Source organism: Sphingomonas sp. BE123 (assembly GCF_031456015.1).
In the GTDB taxonomy this organism is placed as follows: Bacteria; Pseudomonadota; Alphaproteobacteria; order Sphingomonadales; family Sphingomonadaceae; genus Sphingomonas.
Genome location: NZ_JAVDTW010000001.1, coordinates 498,907 through 519,292 on the forward strand (window position 1 = coordinate 498,907; position 20,386 = coordinate 519,292).

The 20,386-nt window shown below is 66.9% G+C and carries 15 protein-coding genes; 7 read left to right on the forward strand and 8 right to left on the reverse strand.

Annotated elements, in window-relative coordinates:
• Positions 1-14 precede the first annotated feature (14 nt).
• Together J2Y54_RS02345 and J2Y54_RS02350 are read left to right on the forward strand one after the other, a co-directional pair.
• Positions 15-209: a stability determinant gene (locus tag J2Y54_RS02345; RefSeq protein ID WP_310036607.1), complete on the forward strand. Its 195-nt coding sequence runs from the start codon at positions 15-17 to the stop codon at positions 207-209.
• Positions 181-459, forward strand: a complete 279-nt coding sequence (locus tag J2Y54_RS02350) for a type II toxin-antitoxin system RelE/ParE family toxin (RefSeq protein ID WP_310036609.1) — start codon at positions 181-183, stop codon at positions 457-459. The genes J2Y54_RS02345 and J2Y54_RS02350 overlap by 29 nt, the downstream gene beginning before the upstream one ends.
• On the opposite strand, the gene J2Y54_RS02355 is transcribed toward J2Y54_RS02350, so the two are convergent.
• A complete protein-coding gene (locus J2Y54_RS02355) occupies positions 450-1,718 on the reverse strand; it encodes an MFS transporter (RefSeq protein WP_310036610.1) in 1,269 nt (422 codons plus the stop codon). The two genes, J2Y54_RS02350 and J2Y54_RS02355, sit on opposite strands and share 10 nt — an antisense overlap.
• Positions 1,719-1,754: 36 nt before the next feature.
• Entirely contained in the window at positions 1,755-1,970 is a 216-nt protein-coding gene (locus J2Y54_RS02360; RefSeq protein ID WP_310036613.1) for a hypothetical protein, read from the reverse strand.
• A gap of 88 nt (positions 1,971-2,058) precedes the next feature.
• Here J2Y54_RS02360 and J2Y54_RS02365 point away from each other — a divergent pair, with 88 nt between their 5' ends.
• Both J2Y54_RS02365 and J2Y54_RS02370 read left to right on the forward strand, forming a co-directional pair.
• Positions 2,059-4,392, forward strand: a complete 2,334-nt coding sequence (locus J2Y54_RS02365; RefSeq protein WP_310036616.1) for a UvrD-helicase domain-containing protein — start codon at positions 2,059-2,061, stop codon at positions 4,390-4,392.
• A 136-nt stretch (positions 4,393-4,528) separates the two neighbouring features.
• The gene (locus J2Y54_RS02370) at positions 4,529-5,059 is read left to right on the forward strand and encodes a hypothetical protein (protein WP_310036618.1); all 531 of its coding nucleotides are present in this window, start codon (positions 4,529-4,531) and stop codon (positions 5,057-5,059) included.
• Between the two features lie 174 nt (positions 5,060-5,233).
• On the opposite strand, the gene J2Y54_RS02375 is transcribed toward J2Y54_RS02370, so the two are convergent.
• Both J2Y54_RS02375 and tpiA read right to left on the reverse strand, forming a co-directional pair.
• A complete protein-coding gene (locus J2Y54_RS02375) occupies positions 5,234-5,695 on the reverse strand; it encodes a hypothetical protein (RefSeq protein WP_310036619.1) in 462 nt (153 codons plus the stop codon).
• A gap of 3 nt (positions 5,696-5,698) precedes the next feature.
• Positions 5,699-6,445, reverse strand: a complete 747-nt coding sequence (tpiA, locus tag J2Y54_RS02380) for a triose-phosphate isomerase (protein WP_310036622.1) — start codon at positions 6,443-6,445, stop codon at positions 5,699-5,701.
• Between the two features lie 178 nt (positions 6,446-6,623).
• Between tpiA and J2Y54_RS02385 the strand changes: the two genes are divergently transcribed.
• Complete coding sequence (locus tag J2Y54_RS02385; protein WP_310036623.1) at positions 6,624-8,570, forward strand: SurA N-terminal domain-containing protein; 1,947 nt, start codon at positions 6,624-6,626, stop codon at positions 8,568-8,570.
• Positions 8,571-8,574: 4 nt separating this feature from the next.
• The gene (gene trpE, locus J2Y54_RS02390; RefSeq protein ID WP_310036625.1) at positions 8,575-10,089 is read left to right on the forward strand and encodes an anthranilate synthase component I; all 1,515 of its coding nucleotides are present in this window, start codon (positions 8,575-8,577) and stop codon (positions 10,087-10,089) included.
• Positions 10,090-10,093: 4 nt separating this feature from the next.
• Here trpE and J2Y54_RS02395 read toward each other — a convergent pair whose 3' ends face one another.
• Positions 10,094-10,504 (reverse strand): hypothetical protein, encoded by a 411-nt coding sequence (locus J2Y54_RS02395; RefSeq protein ID WP_310036628.1) that lies wholly within the window; start codon positions 10,502-10,504, stop codon positions 10,094-10,096.
• A gap of 139 nt (positions 10,505-10,643) precedes the next feature.
• Between J2Y54_RS02395 and J2Y54_RS02400 the strand changes: the two genes are divergently transcribed.
• The gene (locus J2Y54_RS02400) at positions 10,644-12,227 is read left to right on the forward strand and encodes a class II 3-deoxy-7-phosphoheptulonate synthase (protein WP_310036631.1); all 1,584 of its coding nucleotides are present in this window, start codon (positions 10,644-10,646) and stop codon (positions 12,225-12,227) included.
• A 24-nt stretch (positions 12,228-12,251) separates the two neighbouring features.
• Here the strand turns inward: J2Y54_RS02400 and J2Y54_RS02405 are convergent, their stop codons facing one another.
• The 3 genes from J2Y54_RS02405 to J2Y54_RS02415 all read right to left on the reverse strand — a co-directional run bounded on the left by J2Y54_RS02405 (position 12,252) and on the right by J2Y54_RS02415 (position 20,331).
• Positions 12,252-13,985 (reverse strand): hypothetical protein, encoded by a 1,734-nt coding sequence (locus J2Y54_RS02405; protein ID WP_310036634.1) that lies wholly within the window; start codon positions 13,983-13,985, stop codon positions 12,252-12,254.
• Positions 13,982-15,688: an Hsp70 family protein gene (locus tag J2Y54_RS02410; protein ID WP_310036636.1), complete on the reverse strand. Its 1,707-nt coding sequence runs from the start codon at positions 15,686-15,688 to the stop codon at positions 13,982-13,984. The genes J2Y54_RS02405 and J2Y54_RS02410 overlap by 4 nt, the downstream gene beginning before the upstream one ends.
• Before the next feature lie 86 nt (positions 15,689-15,774).
• Positions 15,775-20,331, reverse strand: a complete 4,557-nt coding sequence (locus J2Y54_RS02415) for a CHAT domain-containing protein (RefSeq protein ID WP_310036638.1) — start codon at positions 20,329-20,331, stop codon at positions 15,775-15,777.
• Between the last annotated feature and the right edge of the window lie 55 nt (positions 20,332-20,386).

Genomic DNA, 20,386 nt, shown 5'->3' on the forward strand with positions numbered 1-20,386 from the left:
CGCATAGTGCCGCCATGGGAAAGCTCGACCCGATCTACTCGGAATTCGAAACCGAGGAAGAGGCGCAAGCCTATGAAACCTGGTTCCGCGCCCAGGTGCAGGCGGCGCTCGACTCCCCTGAACCCGACGTGCCGCATGACCAAGTAATGGCGGAGATCGACTCGATCATCGAAAAGCATCGTGCAGCGCAAGCTCGTATGGGCGGCTGACGCCCGGCGCGATCTGCGCGACATCTTCACCTTTATCGCCGAACGGAATGTCTCTGCGGCGCTGCGAATGAACCAACGCATCCGCGAAGGCGCTGAACGTGCCTTGGCGCTCCCACTCGCATATCGCCCCGGGCGCCTGCCCGACACGCGAGAGTTGATCGTCCATCCGAATTATGTGTTGGTGTATCGCGTTCTGGACGACCGGGTCCGTATCCTCCGCATCCTCCACACCCGTCAACGCTACCCCTGACCCGCTCGCCCCTTCAGCGCCAGCAGCGCCACCAGGCTCAACGCCGCCGCCGCGCTCAGATACCAGCCCACCGGCGCCAGCCCCGCATCCATCGCCAGCTTCTGCGCAATGACCGGGGTCAGTCCCCCGCCGATCACGCCGGCAATGTTGAACGCCATCGACACGCCGGTATAGCGCACCCGCGCCGGAAACAGGTCGGTCAGCCACGCACTCAGCGGCCCATAGACGAACCCCATCGCGAACAGCAGCAGCGCAAGGAACGCGAACACGCCGCCCAGCCCTGCGCCCATCAGCGGCGCGATCGCGAACCCGCTCGCCGCAACCATCACGCATCCGCCCGCCAGCACGCGGCGCGGATCCCAGCGCGCATCCGCCGCCCATGCGGCAAGGTAGATCCCCGCCGCCATGAACAGGATCGCGACCAGCTGCACCCCCAGAAAATCGCCCATCGCATAGCCGAGCGACTTGGTCCCCCAGCCGAGCAGGAACGCGGTCGCGATATAATAGGTGGCGAAACAGCAGACCGCGCCCAGTGTCCCGCCCATCAGTACCGCGCCATGCCGCCCGACCACTTCGCCCAGCGGCACCTTCGCCGGCGGCGCTTCGGCCAGGCACGCCTTGAACTCCGGCGTCTCGCCCAGTTTCAGGCGCACCCACAGCCCGACCAGCACCAGCGCCGCCGACAGCGCGAACGGAATGCGCCAGCCCCATTCCGCGAACTCGGCCGGGCTCATCCAGCTCAGCAGCAGCAGGAACAGCCCATTGGCGGCAATGAACCCGGCGGGCGCGCCCATCTGCGGCGCGCTGCCGAAGCGCGCGCGCCAGCCCGGCGGTGCATTCTCGACCGCGAGCAGCGCCGCGCCGCCCCACTCGCCGCCCAGACCAAAGCCCTGCCCGAAGCGCAGCACGCACAGCGCAAATGGCGCCACCCATCCCGCCATCTCATAGGTTGGCAGGAACGCCACCAGGGTCGTCGACACGCCCATGGTGAGCAGCGACGCGACCAGGGTCGCCTTGCGTCCGATCCGGTCGCCATAATGGCCGAACACCGCCGCCCCCAGCGGCCGGGCAAAGAAAGCGACGCCCAGCGTGGCAAAGCTCAGCATCTGCTGAACCCCGGCATCGCTCTTGGGAAAGAAGATCTGCCCGAACACGAGGGCAGCAGCGGTCGCGTAGATATAGAAATCGTAGAATTCGATCCCCGTGCCGACAAAGCTCGCCCACAAGGCGCGCCGCCGCCGCGTCCGCTCAGCGTCCATCCATGTCCTCCCCGTGTCGGCGCCCCCCCGGCGCCGTTATTCCTTGTTCTCGTAACAGGTCGTGCGCGTCACCTGCACCACCTTGCCGTCCTTGTCCTTGATCTCGTTCCGCCCCTCGACGCACGGCTTCTGCTCGGGCTGTTGTCCTTCGAACCCGTTCGTCCGCCACCCGACATACAGCGCCACCCCGGCCAGCGCCGCGATCAGCACGAGCCTGCGTTTGTCGAACCTGCGCTTCAGTTTATCCAGCATGGGCCTTCCCTGCCCCACTCCGCGCGCCCCGGCAACTACCGACGCAATGCCGCTTGCCCCGACTCGCCGCGTTCCCTACCTGTTCGCAATGTCCGTACCTCAGCCTTCCGCCGACGATCCCCCCTATCTGCGCGGCCTCAATGCGCCGCAGCGCGATGCCGTCCTCACGCTCGACGGCCCCGTGCTCGTCCTCGCCGGCGCAGGCACGGGCAAGACCGCCGCCCTCACCGCGCGGCTCGCCCACCTGCTCTGGACCCGCCGCGCCTATCCGTCGGAGATCCTGTCGGTCACCTTCACCAACAAGGCCGCGCGCGAGATGCGCGAACGCGTCCGCCACCATGTCGGCGACGCGGTTGAGGGGATGCCGTGGCTCGGCACCTTCCACGCGATCGGTGCCAAGATGCTGCGCCGCCACGCCGAACTGGTCGGGCTGCAGAGCAACTTCACCATCCTCGACACCGACGACCAGTTGCGCCTGCTCAAGCAGCTGATCGTCGCCAACGACCTCGACGAAAAACGCTGGCCCGCGCGCCAGCTTGGCGGCCTGATCGACGGGTGGAAGAACAAAGGCCTCACCCCCGACATGCTCGACGCAGGCGAGTCCGAGCATTTCGCCAATGGCAAGGGGCAGGCGCTCTACCAGCAATATCAGGACCGGCTGCGCGCGCTCAACGCCTGCGACTTCGGCGACCTGCTGCTGCACATGCTCACCATCCTGCGCACGCACCGCGACGTGCTGCAGCACTATCAGCAGCGCTTCCGCTACATCATGGTGGACGAGTATCAGGACACCAACAGCGTCCAGTATCTCTGGCTGAGACTCCTTGCTCAAGAACGCAAGAATATCTGCTGCGTCGGCGACGACGATCAGTCGATCTACAGCTGGCGAGGCGCGCAGGTGGAAAATATCCTGAAGTTCGAAAAGGACTTCCCGGGCGCCAAGGTGATCCGCCTTGAACAGAATTACCGCTCCACCCCGCACATTCTCGCCGCCGCCGGCGCGGTGATCGCGAACAACTCCGGCCGCCTCGGCAAGCAATTGTGGACCGAGATCGACGCGGGCGAGAAGGTCCGCGTCATCGGCGTCTGGGACGGCCCGGAGGAGGCGCGCCGCGTCGGTGAGGACATCGAATCCGCCCGCATCCGCACCGGCAAATCGCTCGACGATTTCGCCATCCTCGTGCGCGCGCAGCACCAGACGCGCGAGTTCGAAGACCGTTTCATCGCGACCGGCCTGCCCTATCGCATCGTCGGCGGCTTCCGCTTCTACGAACGCGCCGAAATCCGCGACGCGCTCGCCTATCTCCGCCTCGTCCACCAGCCCGCCGACGACCTTGCCTTCGAACGCATCGTCAACGTTCCCAAGCGCGGCCTCGGCGACAAGGCGATTGCCAAGATCCACATGCTCGGCCGCAGCGAGGGCATTCCGCTGCTCGTCGCCGCCGCGCGCATCCTCGACACCGACGAACTCACGCCGCAAGCCCGCCGCGCACTCGGCAGCTTCGTCGGCGACGTCGCCCGCTGGAGCCAGATGCTCCGCGCCCCCGCGCCCGTGGAGGGCGAAGCGCTGCCGCCCACCCGCATCGGCCAGCTGCCACACACCGAACTCGCCCAGATCATCCTCGACGAAAGTGGCTACACCGCGATGTGGCAGGCGGACCGCACCGCCGAAGCCGCCGGCCGCCTCGAGAACCTGTCCGAACTCGTCCGCGCGATGGAGGAATATGAGACGCTCGGCGCGTTCCTCGAACACGTCTCGCTCGTCATGGACAACGAGAATAACGCCGACGAGCCCAAGGTCACGATCATGACCATCCACGCGGCCAAGGGGCTGGAATTCGATACCGTCTTCCTTGCCGGGTGGGAGGAAGGGCTGTTCCCCAGCCAGCGTTCGCTCGACGAAGGCGGGCTCGCCTCATTGGAGGAAGAACGCCGCCTCGCCTATGTCGCGATCACCCGCGCCCGCCGCCAGGCGACGATCCTGCACGCCGCCAACCGCCGCATCTACGGCCAATGGACCAGCAGCATCCCCAGCCGCTTCGTCGGCGAACTGCCCAAGGAACATATCGAAGAGGAAAGCACCCTCTCCGGCGGCGCGAGCCTGTGGCGCGCCAACTGGAGCGAACACACCGACCCCTTCGCCCATGTCGGACGCGGCACCGGCCGTGGCCCCGGCTGGCAACGCGCCGCCGCCCCCAGCTCCACTTTCACCACCGCCCCCAAGCGCGTCGTGGAGAACCGCGGCAGCGCAGTCAGCCTCGGCAACAAGGGCCGCGACGACCTCTCGCTCGGCATGCGCGTCTTCCACCAGAAGTTCGGCTATGGCGCGATCGTCGAGATCGAAGGCAACAAGCTGGAGATCGAATTCGAGACGGCGGGCCGGAAGCGGGTGATGGACAGCTTCGTCACCATCGATGCCTGAGGGCCGCCGCTGCCCCGTCCAGGGCAGCGCGGCACCGGGAGTGTGGTAAACAACCGCTGACTCGCGACCTCCGCACAGCTTCAGCGGGTAGATTCACCGGAATGTGCGCCGCGCCGCGCGGTGCTACGCCGGTGTCATGTCCGACGATCGCCTCATCCTTTCGCTCAATGCGCAATCCGCGCGGGTGCTCGGCGCCATCGACGCGCTTCAGGCATTTGTCGCGGCGCCGCATCCGGGCAATCTCGATCCGCTGATGCACCTGCGCTGGAACTTCACACGCGAAATGCTGCTGTTCTTCGCGCGAACCGAAAAGGAGCTGCTCGAACCGATGTCGCGGGACTCGCGCCCGGGCGTTGCCGAGCGCGCGGTCCGCTCCAGCCGCGACATGGCCGGCGTCTATGGCCATTTCACCCGCCACGTCGCGCGCTGGCACGCGCCCCCCTGTCCGGCCCTGTGGGGTCCCTATCGCGATGCCGTGACGATGTTGACGCGCATGGTGGCCGCTTGCCTCGCCAGCCAGCAGCAGAAGATCTATCCCTTGCTCCCGGTGCAGCCCGGTGGCTGGCCGCGCATCCTCACCTTCGCGCCGATCAACTATGCGGCAGAGGCGTGGAAGATCCGCGCGCTGCTCCCCGCGCTGGACCGCCACGACGCCGCCGCCGGCTGACCGAATTCTTCGCCGAAACCGCTTTCCTACAGACCCCTGCCGGACATATCGAAACGGTCCCCTCGCGCCATGGGACCGCCGATGCTCGCCGCTACGCCTCGCAGCTTTGCCAACGCCCTCACGCCAGCGCCCCGACGCGAAGCTGACAGCCCGCGCGTACACACGCAGAATCTGTCAGTTTCGTCCGGACAGTTCCTTTCGCACTGCCACGCCCCGCTCGACCCGCACCGCGCCAACCGCCCACAGCGCCCAGGCAATCAGCAACGGCTGCGCCAGCAAGCGCGGCACATGGTACCAGGCCGACAGCCCCGTCCCGCTCCCGCCCAGCCACGCCAGGTCGATCATCGCGTGCTTCACATTGGCCGGCCACACGCACAGCGCATAGAGCGCCAGCGCCCAGCCGGCAGTCAGCCGCCATTTGCGCGTCAGCAACGCGGCGGCGCAGATCAGCTCGACCGCGCCGGTGGTCAGCACCACCTCGCGCGCATCCCATGGCACCCAAGCGGGAACGATCCGCGCCATCGCATCGGTGAACAGGACATGCGCCACCCCCGCCGCGGCGTAAAACAGCGCGAGCAGCCACCGCCCGACCCGTCGCCCCGGCGTTTCCGGCACGTCGGGGGGCGCATCGGTCATCGCTTACAGCTTTGCAGCGGCTTCGATGATCGGCACGAACTTCGCGGCGGTCAGGCTCGCTCCGCCGACCAGCGCGCCGTCGACATTGTCGACCGCCAGGATCTCGCCGGCATTGGCCCCGGTCACCGATCCGCCATAGAGAATCCGGATCGCCTCGGCCTTCTCCGCCCCGACCATCATGCCCAGCTTGGCGCGGGCGATGGCGTGGATCAGCTCGATCTCTTCCAGCGTCGGGGTGCGCCCGGTGCCAATCGCCCAGCGCGGCTCATAGGCCAAAGTGAACCAGCTGCCATCGGCATCCTCGGGCACCGACTTCTCGATCTGTGCCTGCACCACCCGCTCGGCGCGACCGGCGTTGCGCTCCGCCTCGGTCTCGCCGACGCACAGGATGACATTGAGGCCGTGGCGATGCGCCGCCGCTGCCTTGGCCCAGGCGTCATGGCTGGTTTCGTTCTGGTCCGCGCGCCGCTCGCTATGGCCGACGATGGTCAGCGTCGCGCCGGCGTCCTTGAGCATCGGGGCCGAGATGCACCCGGTATGCGCGCCGCTGTCATTCTCGTGGCAATCCTGCCCGCCGATCGGCATCCCGCCGGCCACCGCGACGGCCGGGGCGATCAGCGTCGCCGGGGGACACAAGGCGACATCGACGCCGGGATGCGCAGCCGCCGCACTGGCGATCGCTGCCACCTCGCCCAGCGAGTCGGTTACGCCGTTCATCTTCCAGTTTCCCGCCACCAGCTTGCGCCGCATCCTGTGTCCCCTGATTGTCCATTATCGGACATTGTCGCTGCCCGGCGCGATAGGCGGGGCGCGGGCCATGCACAAGAACCTTGCCCGACCCGGCGCAACACCCGGTGCCGATGTCGCTTGATGCCGTTCCCGCTGCCCCCTAAAGCGGGCGCAATCCTTTCCTTTGCTGCGAGTTTCCATGCTCACCAATTTGCGCCGCGTCATTTTCTCGACCCCCGGCAAGATCGTCGCCCTCCTGCTGCTCGTCGCGCTCGGCGTCGGCTTTGCGATGATGGACGTCCAGAATCTCGGCGTTGGCGGTCCCTCCACCGGCGGACCGCTGGTCGAGGTGGGCGAGCGGAAGCTGACCGAACAGGAATTGCAGGACCGCCTGAGCAACGCGCTCGACCGCGTCCGCGAACAGCAGCCGATGCTCGACATGGCCCAGTTCGTCCGCACCGGCGGGTTCGATCAGGTGCTGAACCAGGTGATCGACGGCATGGCGCTTGAGGAATATGCCCGCCAGCAGGGCATGGCCGTGTCGCCCGCCGCGATCGACGGCCAGATCGCGTCGCTGCCCGGATTTCAGGGGTTTGACGGCAAGTTCAGCCAGCAGCGCTTTGACCAGTTCCTCCAGGATCAGCGCCTGACCGCCGAACAGGTCCGCGCCGACATCCGTCGCCAGACGATGATTCAGTGGCTGATCGAACCGCTCGCCGTCGCCGGCCCCGTGCCCACCGAATTCGCCCTGCCCTATGCCTCGCTTCAGCTTGAGCGGCGCAAGGGTTCGGTCGGCTATGTCCCGATCGGTGCGATTGCTCCGGGAACGCCGCCGACCGCTGCCGAACTGCAGACCTATTATCAGCGCAACAGCGCGCGCTACACTCTGCCCGAACGGCGCGTGATGCGCTACGCGGTCGTAAGCCCTGCGCAATTCGCCGAAACGACTAAGGCAACCGACGCCGAGATCGCCGCCGAATATAAGCGCAATGCGTCGCAATATGCTGCCAGCACGCGCCGCAACCTGGCGCAGATCATCGTCGCCAGCGAAGCGACGGCAAAGCAGATCGCGGAAAAGGTCAAGGCCGGCACCGCGATGGCCGACGCCGCCCGCGCCGCCGGGCTTCAGGCCTCGACCATTCCCAATGCGGAGCAGCAGGCCTTTGCCAAGGCGAGCAGCCCGGCCATCGCAACCGCCGCCTTTGCCGGCGGCGAAGGCACGGTGGTCGGCCCGCTGCGGTCGCCGCTTGGCTGGCATATCGTCCGCGTCGAGAAAATCGAACAGGTCGCCGGCAAGACGCTCGATCAGGTCCGCGGCGAACTGGCCGAGGCATTGTCGCAGCGCAAGCTGGCTGAAGCGCTGGCCGATCTGCGCGCCCGGATCGACAGCGGCATTGCCGGCAACTCGACCTTCGACGAACTGGTGGCCGATGCGAAGCTGCAGCCGCAGACCAGCGCGCCGCTGTTCGCCGATGGCCGCCCCGCTCCGGCCACCGATGCCGCGCCGGATCCCGTGCTCGCCCAGATCGCCCAGGCTGGCTTCAGCATGGAAACCGGCGATGATCCCCAGCTCGCCCCGATCGGTACCGATGGCGGCTTTGCGCTGGTAAAGACCGAGCGCGTCGTCGCGGCGGCGCCCCGGCCGCTGGCCGAAATCCGGCCGACCGTTGCCGACGATCTCGTCCGCAGCCGTCAGCTGGAAGGCGCCCGCAAGGCCGCAAACGCGATCCTCGCCAAAGTGAACAAGGGCATGCCGATCGCCCAGGCGATGCAGGAGAGCGGCCTGAAGCTTCCTGCGGTCCAGCCGCTCGACGCGATGCGTGGCCAGATTGCCCAGATGGGGGATCAGCTTCCGCCGCCGGTCCGCCTGATGTTCAGCATGGCCGCCAATACCGCCAAGACCGTCGCGGCGCCGCAGGGCGGCGGCTATTGGATCGTCCGGCTCGATGCGATCGAACCCGGCAATGCACGCGGCAATGCGGCGCTCATCGCCCAGACCCGTGGTGGCCTTGGCCAGCTGATCGGCGATGAATATGTCGAACAGTTCGCCGCAGCGGCGCGCAAGGCGGTCACGGTGAAGCGCAACGAAGCGGCGATTGCCCGGGTTCGCGCCCAGCTCAGCGGTCAGGCCTCCGGCGGCAATTGATCGGATGCACGGCGTGATCGAAGGGGCCGAGGCGGCACGGGCGGCACTCGACGCAGGAAAACCGGCGCTGGTGTGGCGCCGCCAGCTCGCCGACACCGACACCCCGGTTGCCGCTGCGCTGCGGCTGATCGAGCCGGGGCGCGGCGACTTCCTGCTCGAATCGGTCGAAGGCGGCGCGGTGCGCGGCCGCCACAGCATGATCGGGCTCGCCCCCGATCTGGTGTTTCGCGCCAATGGCGACCGCGCCGAGGTCAATGCCCAGTGGCTGACCGACCCCGACGCGTTCACCGCGACCGATTTGCCCACGCTCGACGCGCTGCGCGCCCTAGTGCAATCGTGCCGGATCGACGTTCCCGAGGCGCTTCCCCGGGCGTTGGCCTGTCTGGTCGGCTATTTCAGCTACGAGACGATCGGGCTGGTCGAAACCCTGCCCCGCGCCGCGAACGATCCGCTCGGATTGCCGGACATGATCTTCGTCCGCCCGACCGTGATCCTGATCTTTGATCGCCTGGCTGACTCGCTGTTCCTGGTCGCCCCGGTTTGGCCGACGGCTGGCGTCGATTCGGACCGGTTGATCGCGGAAGCTGCCGACCGGATTGATGCCACCGCCGCCCGGCTGGCAAGCGCCCCGCTCCCGCCACGCGCTACTGCGGACCCGGTCGCGATCGTTCCGGCCCCGGTGACCGACCCGGCCGACTATGCCGCGATGGTGAACCGCGCCAAGGAATACATCACCGCCGGCGACATCTTCCAGGTCGTCCTGGCCCAGCGCTTCACCGCGCCCTTTGCGCTGCCGCCGATCGAACTGTACCGGGCACTGCGCCGCGTGAACCCGTCGCCATTCCTCTATTTCCTCGACCTGCCCGGCTTCGCGCTGACCGGGTCGAGCCCCGAAATCCTGGTTCGCGTCCGCGATGGCGAGGTCACGATCCGCCCGATCGCCGGCACGCGTCCGCGCGGCAAGGACGCCGCCGAGGACGTCGCCAACCGCGACAGCCTGCTCGCCGATGCCAAGGAGCGCGCCGAACATCTGATGCTGCTCGACCTTGGCCGCAACGATGTCGGTCGGGTCGCCCAGGCCGGATCGGTCCAGGTTACCGACAGCTACACCGTCGAATTCTACAGCCATGTCATGCACATCGTGTCCAACGTCGTCGGCCGGTTGCGCCCTGACGCCGATGCGCTCGACGCCTTGTTCGCCGGCTTCCCTGCCGGAACGGTCAGCGGCGCGCCCAAGGTCCGGGCGTGCGAGATCATCGCCGAGCTGGAGCGCGACCAGCGCGGCCCCTATGCCGGGGGCGTTGGCTATTTCTCGCCGGACGGTTCGATGGACAGCTGCATCGTGCTGCGCACTGCGGTGGTGAAGGACGGCACGATGCATGTCACCGCCGGCGCCGGGATCGTCGCGGACAGTGATCCTGCATATGAACAACGCGAGTGCGAGGCGAAGTCCGGCGCGCTGTTCGCTGCGGCGCGCGAAGCGGTCGCCCGCGCGGCCGAACCCGGATTTGGGCAATAGCGGGTCAGTCTTCCCCGCCGGGGATGGCCGCCTCTTCGGCCTTCTTGGCCCGCTGCTCGGCCTTCCACTGCTGCAGCATCCGGATCGTGCACCCGCTCTGGCCATAGCTGCCGATCGGCGAACAACTGCCGGGCAGCACCTGCCGGTTGACCTCATCGACCAGTTCGGCCCGCCGCACCCAACTCGTTCCCTCCGGCCCCGGCTCCGATTTGCGCAGCTCCTTGGGAATACGAAATGGCGAGTCGCCGGGCCGGGCGCAGATCACGACCTCGTCAGGGCCATCCGGTTTGGGACAGGCCTCATCGCCGTACAGCAGCACGCTGCGCACCCGCCGCGGCGGATCGGCCGGCGCGGCACCATCCTGGCTCAGGCCCGGCGCCGCGAACAACAGCGTCAACGTCAACAACCCGGACATGGCAGCTCCTTTGCGATCCACCCCTATCGCATGGTTTCAGATGAAGCGCGCCTGAACGGCGGATGCACGAGCGGAATTTACCCAGAAAGCGTGAAATGAGCACTTGCCATAATTTACCCCCCGGGGGTAAGGGCCGCGTATGACGACACTTGCAGGTTCAAAGATCCGCCGTTTTCGCGAAGAACGCTCGCTGTCCCGCGCAGCGTTCGGCGCATGGTTCGACACGCCCGGTTCCACCGTTCAAGGGTGGGAAGAGGACGGAAAGCGCGCATCGCCGGCCGTCGTGAATCAGATTGCCGCCAACGGCATCGCGCATCATCAGGATTGGTATGTACTGGTCCGCAACCTGGAGCAGGCAATGGACTGGACCCCTGACAGCTGGACCAAGGCCGAGGCACGTCAGCTTCCGATTTACCCCGACCGGGATGCGCTGGATGCCGCGACACAGCAGCTTGCGAGCTTCCCCCCGCTGGTGTTCGCGGGCGAGGCGCGCGCGTTGACGCAGGAGCTTGCCCGCGTGTCGCGGGGCGAGGCATTCCTGCTGCAGGGCGGCGACTGTGCGGAGAGCTTTGCCGAGTTCCACCCGAACAACATCCGCGACACCTTCCGCGTCATCCTGCAGATGGCCGTCGTCCTGACCTTTGCCTCGAAACTTCCGACGGTGAAGCTCGGCCGGATGGCAGGCCAGTTCGCCAAGCCGCGTTCGGCGCCCACCGAAGTGATCGATGGCGTCGAACTGCCAAGCTATCGCGGGGACAATGTCAACGACATCGCCTTCACGGCGGAGGCGCGGATCCCGGATCCCCAGCGGATGATCCGCGGTTACACCCAGTCGGCAGCGACCTTGAACCTGTTGCGGGCGTTCGCCAGCGGCGGCTATGCCAATCTCCACCAGGTGCACAAATGGACGCTCGATTTCATGGGCCGCAGCCCGTGGGCCGACAAGTTCGCCGATGTGGCCGACCGGATCGGCGAGGCGCTCGACTTCATGGAAGCGTGCGGAATCAATCCCGATACCGTGCCGCAGCTCAAGCGCACCGATTTCTACACCAGCCATGAAGCGCTGCTGCTCCCCTATGAGCAGGCGCTGACGCGGCAGGACAGCCTCACCGGCGACTGGTACGACACCAGCGCGCATTTCCTGTGGATCGGGGACCGTACGCGCTTCGACGGGTCGGCGCATGTCGAATTCCTGCGCGGGATCGGCAATCCGATCGGCATGAAATGCGGGCCCAGCCTCGAGCCGGACGCGCTGCTGCGACTGCTCGACACGCTGAACCCGACGCGCACGCCGGGCCGGATGACGCTGATCACCCGCTATGGCCATGACAAGATCGAGGACGGCCTGCCCAAGCTGGTCCGGGCGGTAAAGCGCGAGGGGCATCCCGTGGTGTGGAGCTGCGATCCGATGCACGGCAACGTCGTGAAGGCGGCCAACGGCTACAAGACGCGCCCGTTCGATCGCATCCTGGCCGAAGTGCGCGGTTTCTTCGCGGTCCACCGGGCCGAGGGCACCTATGCCGGTGGGATCCATGCCGAAATGACCGGCCAGAATGTCACCGAATGCACCGGCGGCATGATCGATGTCAGCGAGCGCGACCTGGCCGACCGCTATCACACCCATTGCGACCCGCGGCTCAATGCCGGTCAGAGTCTCGAACTCGCCTTCCTGCTCGCCGAAATGCTCAACGACGAGATGGCGGAACGGCGCAAGGCAGCCTGAGCTTGTCCACCCGATCCTGTGCGGTCAGATGCCGCGCAGGATCGGCAGCCCGTCGCGCGCCGGGATTGTCAGCGCCGCTTCGATCAGGGCGATCCGCACGGCACAGCGATCGGCAGCATCGGCTTCCCCCTGCAGGCTTGCCCGCACCCGTTGCTCGGGCAGGCGTGTTGCGGCCATGATCCGCTCGATCACATAGCCCGGCACGGTCACGTCGCGACCGCCCCGTGAGAACGGACCGCGCGTTTCGAGAACGAAGCTGTCGATCAGCTTTGCCTGGGCCTGCTCAATCTGTTCGAACCCCGATGGTGGCGGTTCACTGGAGCCTTCCCAATAGCGGTCGCAGCGTTCCGGTCCGATCCGCTGGACCAGCCGCGCCCGCTCCACATCCAGCCGCCGCAGGTCGCGGACCAGCGCAGCCGGCGCGGTCGCGAGGCTCATGCGCACCCGCTCGTCGAGCGCCGCGCGCAATCGCGCGGCCAGTGGCTGCATGCCCCGGCCTTCGCGCGCCACGATCTCCCAGTTGCTCTTGAGCATGTTGGCGAGCTCGGGATTACCGGCTTCGGCAGCCGCGAGATTCAATGTCGGAAACCCCGCTTCGCGCAGCGCTGCGTCGATCTCCGGCATACGCTTCGTCAGATCCGGTGGCGCCAGTCCGGTGCCGCCGAATACCGTCTCGGCTGGCGAGGCGGCCGGCTTCTGCAGATCGGAGCATTTGGTCATCAACGACAGCCCGAACAGGATGGCCACGCCGATCGGGAAGATCGGGAGGTCGTATTTGGGCCGCGGGTTTTCCCACAATGCGACGCGCATGCCGTCGAAATGCTGCTCGACCTCCGGGCGCTCCCGCCGGACCGCTTCCAGCAGTTCGCGGACATGCTGACGCTTGACCCCGCGCCCGCGCCGCGAATGCTCGTGCGCAAAGCTGGTCAATTCGGTCCATGCCCGATGCCAGCGGTGCGACGGCTCGCTGACCGTATCGATAAAGTCAGAGACCGCGATTTGCCGGTTGATGAACGCGATCGCATCGCTCTCGCCCAACTCGCCCGCACGTGCGCGCCAGTTGAAGAAGTCGGCGGCCGGCTTCATCAGGCATCGCGACGCTGGCGCGCCATGGGCGATGATGTCGGCGCACCACCGCTCGACATCGGCATAATATGCCATTTCGTCGATCCGGCGCGATGTGCGGATCGCGTTGAAATGCTCAAGCAGCGCGCCCTCTTCCTCGGGCGACGGCATGGTCTGGCGGCGCTCGCCGGAGTCGAACAGGATCCCGATAATCGCGTCAAAATGCGCGCCACCATCCAGCGTCGCATCGCCCGCGACAAAGGCAGCAATGGTTCCATCGAGGCGAGTGTCGTACAGCGGCGGCACCAAGGTGAGATCGGCAGCAATCGGAACGTCCCGCGCGACGCTTCCCGCCACACCCGCTCGGGGCGCAAGGACCAGCCAGGGGGGCGCGTCGATATCGGGCGCGAGCGCGACGGCCAACGCTCCGCGCATGGGCAGCGCGTCCGCCAGCACGAGGCGCCGGAACGGGTTGATGGCGCTAAGTCCGGCCGCCGGGCTATCGTCGCTCGGCGCTTCAGCGCTGGCCGCGAGCTGCAGCGCATGATCGCGTGCTGCGCGCAACGCGGCGAAGCGTTCGGGGTCGGAATCGGCGTCGAATGCCTTGAGCCGGGCGGCGTATGCGCGTCGGATCGCGCGCGTGTCGCCGGTCGGAGCAATCGCAAGCAGCGTCCATGGCAACGCACCGTTCACAGGAACCGCTCACCTTCAAGCGTGTCCAGCAGGCCCGACAACTGACCGTGCGCAATGCGGATGCCGCGCGGATCCTGCCGCTCCAATGCTGCCTGGAATTCGAGGGTCCCGTGGCCGATCCGCTCGCGCTCCGCACCGATGAAGCTTTCATAACACCGCGCGGCGCGGGCAAGCAGCGCGGCGTTGGCAGCCTCTTCGCGCGGATGATATTTGAGGGCGGCGAGCAGTTCGCGGCGCTGCGCGACATCGCGCTCGGTCATGGCATCGACCTCGTCGAGAATGACGAGGTTGCGGGTCATGCCGGTTTCCGGAACATGGACATCGACTTCCAGCAAGCCACTCGAGTCATAGCTGAACCGGCATTCGACCCCCACCATGCCAGCAGGTCGCGGTGGGACCGGTACGGTGATTTCACCGAGCTTGATGTTGTTGCGGACCTCGCGTGCCTCACCCTGATAGATGCCGAATTGGACTTCGCGCTGATTATCGGCGAGCGTGCGGAAATAGCTGATCCGGCTCGCCGGGATCGGTGTGTTACGCTCGATCACCGGTGAAAACAGCCCGCCGTGCAGCGCGCCGCGCGCGTCGCGCTCGGTCGTGTCCACGCCCAGCGAGAATGGGCAGACATCGCTCAGCCGGATTTCATCGAGCGCGGCATCCTTGGCCAGCAACGCCGCCTGGACCGCCGCCCCCAACCCAACGGCATGGTCCGGATGGACGGAGGCGTTGGGAAAGCGGCTGAACATGCGCGTGACCGCCTTGCGCACGACCGGCATGCGTGTCGCGCCGCCGACCAGCACGATCTCGCTCAACAGATCGACGCGCGTGTCGCTCTCGCGCAGCGATCGCAGGACCGGATCGCGCAGCCGCTCGATCAGGCCGGCGGCCTGCGCCTCGAACTCGGCGGCGCTGACGATCGTTTCGAACTGGACGCCGGCGATCGTGACCTGAAACGGCGCCTGCGCCGCATCGGAAAGTGCGCGCCGGGTGCGTTCGGCCGCGGCGCGCATGATCTCGTGAACCAGCGCCGGCGCAGCGAGTGCCTCCATTGCCGCAAGGTCGAGCCGGGTGCGGGCAAGCGCCATAATCGCGTCGTTGAAATCCTCGCCGCCCAACCGGTTGTCACCCGCGGATGCGCGCACTTCGACCACGCCGTCGAACATCTCGACGATCGAGACGTCGAACGTGCCTCCGCCCAGATCAAAGACCAGAAAGGGTTCGCGATCCGCGCAATCCTGGATGCCGAAGGCCAGCGCCGCTGCGGTCGGCTCATTGAGCAGGCGCCTGACCTGCAGCCCCGCCAATTCACCCGCGCGGCGCGTGGCCTTGCGCTGGCGATCATTGAAATAGGCCGGCACGGTGATGACCGCCTCGCTCACCGTCGTTCCCAGATAGGCTTCGGCGTCCGCCTTCAGCCGCCCCAGCACAATCGCCGAAAGATCCTCCGCCGTGAATGCGACGCCGCCGAGCTTGGTGACGTGCCGTGTGCCCATGTAGCGCTTGAACGCCGTGGCAGTCCGATCCGGATGGGTCGATTGACGCTCCCGCGCAGCAAAGCCGACGAGCAGTGCCCCGGCATCATCGATACTGACCGCGGACGGGGTGAGCAGGTCGCCCAGTGCATTCGGAATCAGGACCGCACGCCCGTCCTGCCATACCGAAACGGTACTGTTCGTCGTACCGAGATCGATCCCGATAATCATCAGCTTTGCCCCCGAAGGGGCTGATTCTTTCCCCTTTCTTGACGCTATCGCGATCGCCGCGCGGCGATCAAGCGCCGAAACCGGCGCTACTGCCAGTTTCCGAGCAGGACGAAGGGGGCCCAGTAGAATGGGTGGGCATAGCCGGTGACCGCGGGACCGGTCGGCGCAGCCGGAGCGGATCGTGCCTTGCCGCGATCGACGCCATCGGCATCGCCGGCGGATTGGCTGGTCATCAGCGCGAGTTGCGCCTGGCGCAGCGCCTCCGCCTTGCTGATCCCACCCCGGGCATGGATCGCGTAGAAACGCTGCATCAGCACAGCGGTCGACTCGTCGGCCACCGACCACAGCGAGGCGAGGACCGCCGATGCGCCCGCCTTCTGCGCCAATTCGGCGAGGCTCGCATCGACTTCAGAGCCGTTCTGGCTGCTGCCCGGAACACCGGTCTGACACGCGGACAAGGCAAGAAGATCGACGTCGATCGCGGTGAAGCGCCCGTCCTTGATGAATTCGGTCAGCGGCAGTTCCTGGCCGGTGCCAAGCAGGAGGAAGGATTTGTCCGCGCTGGTCGGGTCGAGTGCAAAATGGGACGCGATGTGGATCACGCGATAGCCCCCGGCCATCGCGGCGCCGAGCGCCGAACGGTCGAATGCGGCGTCCAGCTTGACCACGCCGGGTAGCACCCCGGTGGTGGCATCGCCCGCGCGGACAATCCCGCTGAGTTCCGCAGGCACTGCCGGGAGCGGGCTCAGCCCCGCCCCGCCCTGGCTCGCACCGAGTGCCGCAACCTGCCACTCCGTCGCTTCGGACGGCCCGGTCTGCACTTCGTCGATCGACCGGAAGGCGCTGAACGCATAGCGCTGCGCCAGCCAGCCCTTGCCATCATGCAACGCCGCCATCGGCAGGTAGCGCAGGGCATCGTCGAGCGAGAGCATGACCTTGCTCACACCAGCTGCGCGCAGCGCCCGGTCCACCGGTTCGAACAGCGTGCGGTACAGGCGCGTCGCGGGGTCGGCGATAAACACCGCCTTGTCGCTGATAGCCTGGCGATACTGGCCGATATCCTTGCGCAACGCGGCAATGTCGACCGGGACGACGACCGATTTCTGGAAATTCGCGGTGGTGATGAGCCAGTGAATGCGGTCCGGCAGCACGACGGCATGGAGCGCCGCGATGTCCTTGCCCAGCCGCCTGACCGTAGAGATCAGGCGCGGTTGGATCGCCGCAACACGATCCGCCTTCTCCGCCTGATCGGGTGTCAGGCTCGCGTCGAGACCGTCAACCGCATCGGCCAGCGCGCCCAATTCGCCGCGAAACGCGGTCTGCGCCGCGCCCAGCGCAGTCGTTGCGGCAGCAAGTTCCTGTTGCTGCTCCGGCGTCAGACTGCCCTGGCGTTGCAGCGCAACGAGCCGGTCGCGTGCCGCACCCGCCTGCTCGAGCGCGGTGACTGCCGCCTCGAATGCCGCAAAGCCATGCGTCTGCTTGGTGTCGAGCGGCATTTGCTCAAACGCATCGCCCTCGCGACGACGGTCGCGGGTGTAATTGTAGCTCTCGAAATCCTTGAGCATTGCCAGGACATGTTCCGCTTCACCGAACCGCCCCATCTCCATGAAGATGTCGGCAAGATAGCGGTAGCGGTCCTGATGGACGCGGATGAAGCATTCACGAATTTCGGGATCGAGATCGGCGATGCGTTTGCGCGCATCCTGCAATTTGTTCACCGCGACCTTGGCGAAAAACAGCGCCGCTTCGCGCCGCCCGCCGCCATGCGCTTCCGTTGCCGCGCTCGACCAGTGGCAGGAGGATTCGATCAGTGCGAAATAATTGTCGCGGCTGCCATAGCGGGTGGTGAGCGCCGCTTCCTTGATCGCCAGCGAACGGGTCTTGGTCGCGAGATAGCGGTCCATGCGCCCGTAAAGCAGATAATGTTCCTCGAGCCCGCGGAACCCTTCGAACACCGCATATTCCGAGCCATTCTCGATTGCGGCGTCGAGGTCCTTGAGCAGGCTGGCTTCGCGGACGGCGAAATCCGGTTCGGGCATCGTCCCGGCGGTCGGTGCGCCAATCGGGATCGGTTCGAACCCGGCAATCGCGGTCAGGCATTTAAGCGTCGCACGCGGGCCGCATGCGGCGAGCCAGGCCTTGCCATCCTCGCTGCCGCGTCGCGCTGCTTCTGCCAGCCAGTAGCGCGCCTGCGCCACATCGGGTTTCATCCCCCAGCCCAGCGCCGACGCCCGGACCATGGCGAGCGCGCCGCCGCTCCAGCCGGATGCAGCGCCATGCTTGAACCAGCGCAGCGCCATCGCCGGGTCCTTGGCGACCCCTGCGCCGTGCAGATAGGCCTCACCCAGCGCGACCCGCGCGGTGTAATTGCCGCAATGAACCGCCCAGCGCAGCAGGCGGATGGCCTCTTTCGGATTTGCCCGGGTCCCCTCTCCCGCGAGATACATGCGCGCGAGCAACACCGCGTTGCTGTAGTTGGCAGACGCTGCACGCTGCATCCATTCGAACGCTTGCACTGCGTCGGTTGCCGGCGCGCCAACCCGTTCGCTTTCGGTGAATTCGAGATCGCCCTTGTAATAGAGCGCCAGACTGAGCGCCGCATTCGTCTCGCCCCGGCGATACGCTTCTTCCCAGGCACGGACCGCGCGCTCCGCGCTTCTCTGAACCCCGAACCCCTTCAGGAAGATGTACCCGATCGCCCGCTGCGCGTCGGCCGATCCGCGCTCGGCAGCGATTTCGAACCATTTCATTGCCGCGACGGGATCGCCCTTGCCGTCATCGAGCAAGCGCCAGGCATATTTGGCCGCAGCCTCCTTCATGCCGAGTGCTGCCAGCTTCTCGAACAACGGGATATGCGAGGAATCGCCATTGAAGCTGAACATCGCCGGCGTGTCGAACTGGGCAACGAACGCCTTGCGCCGGTCTTCGGGCAGCGCCTTGAACTCCGCAGTGTCGGCGTAGCGCGCCAGTTCGCGCTGGGCGGCTTCCTGCAGACGAAGCGCGATCATCAGCTTGAGCTGATACTCCTTGGCCACCGACGGATCGCTTGCTGCCCGGGCATATTGCACAGCAAGGCCGAATTGCTGGCGCGCCAACGTGCCCTTTTGCAGCGCCTTTGCAACCTCGGTCAGCACCTTGGGATCGGTTATCGCGGCGATTTTCGCGCGCCACGGCGCACTGTCGATGACCAGCCCCCCGCGCTCGATCACCGGTCCGGGATGCGCCAGGGCCGCCAGCGCCCAGCCCTCACCCCGTTCCGCACTTGTCGTCAGGATCCTGAGCGCCTCTCCACGCGCGGCATCATCAGGCTGGTCGCGCAGCATGACCTCGACCAGCGGACGACCGGTATCTTCGACACCGCCCGCAAAGGCGCGCGCATAATAGGTGCGTGCGGCCTTGATATCCATCGGGACCAGTTTGCCTTCCGCAAACACGTCGGCGGCGACCGCTGCAAAATCAGGATTCTCATGGCCCGCCATGCGGTGGTACCATTCTACCGCCGCCGGATTATCGCTCGGCACCCCGGTAAACTCGCTCGACGCCAGTCCGAACGCCAGCTTGCGCATCCCGTTGCCGTTACCCGCCTCGGCTGCCTTGCGATACCATTCGCGCCCCGCTGCCTCGTCCCGCGGCATTCCGCGCCCGTTGGTCGCCATGTCTCCCAGCTCGACCATGGCGTCGTCATCGCCCTCGTCCGCCGCCTTTCGATACCAGGCGATCGCCATCTGGGTATCGCGCACTAGACCGATCCCCTCGCGGTAATAGGTACCCAGTCGTCGCATGGCGCTGGTCTGTCCGCGATCGACGGCACGCCGCATCCAGTCGGCTGCGGCATGTTCGTCCTTGGGACCGCCCCGGCCGACCTGGAGCATGACCGCGAGGTTCTCGGCGCCCCAGCCCGACCCGCTATCCGCCGCCTTCTGGTACAGCCGCCGCGCCGCGTGCTCATCCTTCGGGCCGCCCTGCCCCATCTCGGTCATATAGCCGAGCGCGGCGATCGCGTCGGCGTTGCCCAGTTCGGCTGCACGGGCATACCATGTACGGGCCAGCGCATAATCCTTGCGCACCCCCTTGGTCCCAAAGCGATGATGGTCGCCCAGCGTCCGCGCCGCGCCGCGATGTCCCAATTGCGCGGCGCGCGCATAGGTACGGAGCGCCGCCTCGACATTGGCGGGGGTGCCGGTGCCGTTGAGGTAATAATCTGCCAGCCGCCCGAGCAACCACACATTACAGCCGGTCTCGCCCGACTGTGCCAGCGCGAACGCGCGTTTGACGTCCTTGGGAACACCGCTCCCGGTCTCGTACATCGACGCCAGCGTGTTGACCGCCTGCAGGCTGCCCCCCGCCGCCGCGCGTTCGATCAGCACCAGCGCCGCCTTGTTCTCGCCCGCCTTGGTCAGCGCGCGGCCGAGATTGGCCATGGTCGACGCGTCCTGCGGATGCGCCTCCAGCGCGCGCCGGCACAGCTCGATCGCGCGGTCGGCGACCAGATCGTCGAAATCGACCCCGGTGTCATCGTCGGGCGTCGGCAGCCGCGCCTCCTGGGCGCAGACCTTGCGCAGGTCGCCCTGCCGCGCCTCGGCATGGCTTGAGATGATCGCCGCGAGCGACCCGCTCGCAGCCAGCAACAGGCCGCGTCTCATATCCTCACCTTCGGCCCGAGTATCGGACAGGCAAGGGGGCGGTGACAAGCCCCCG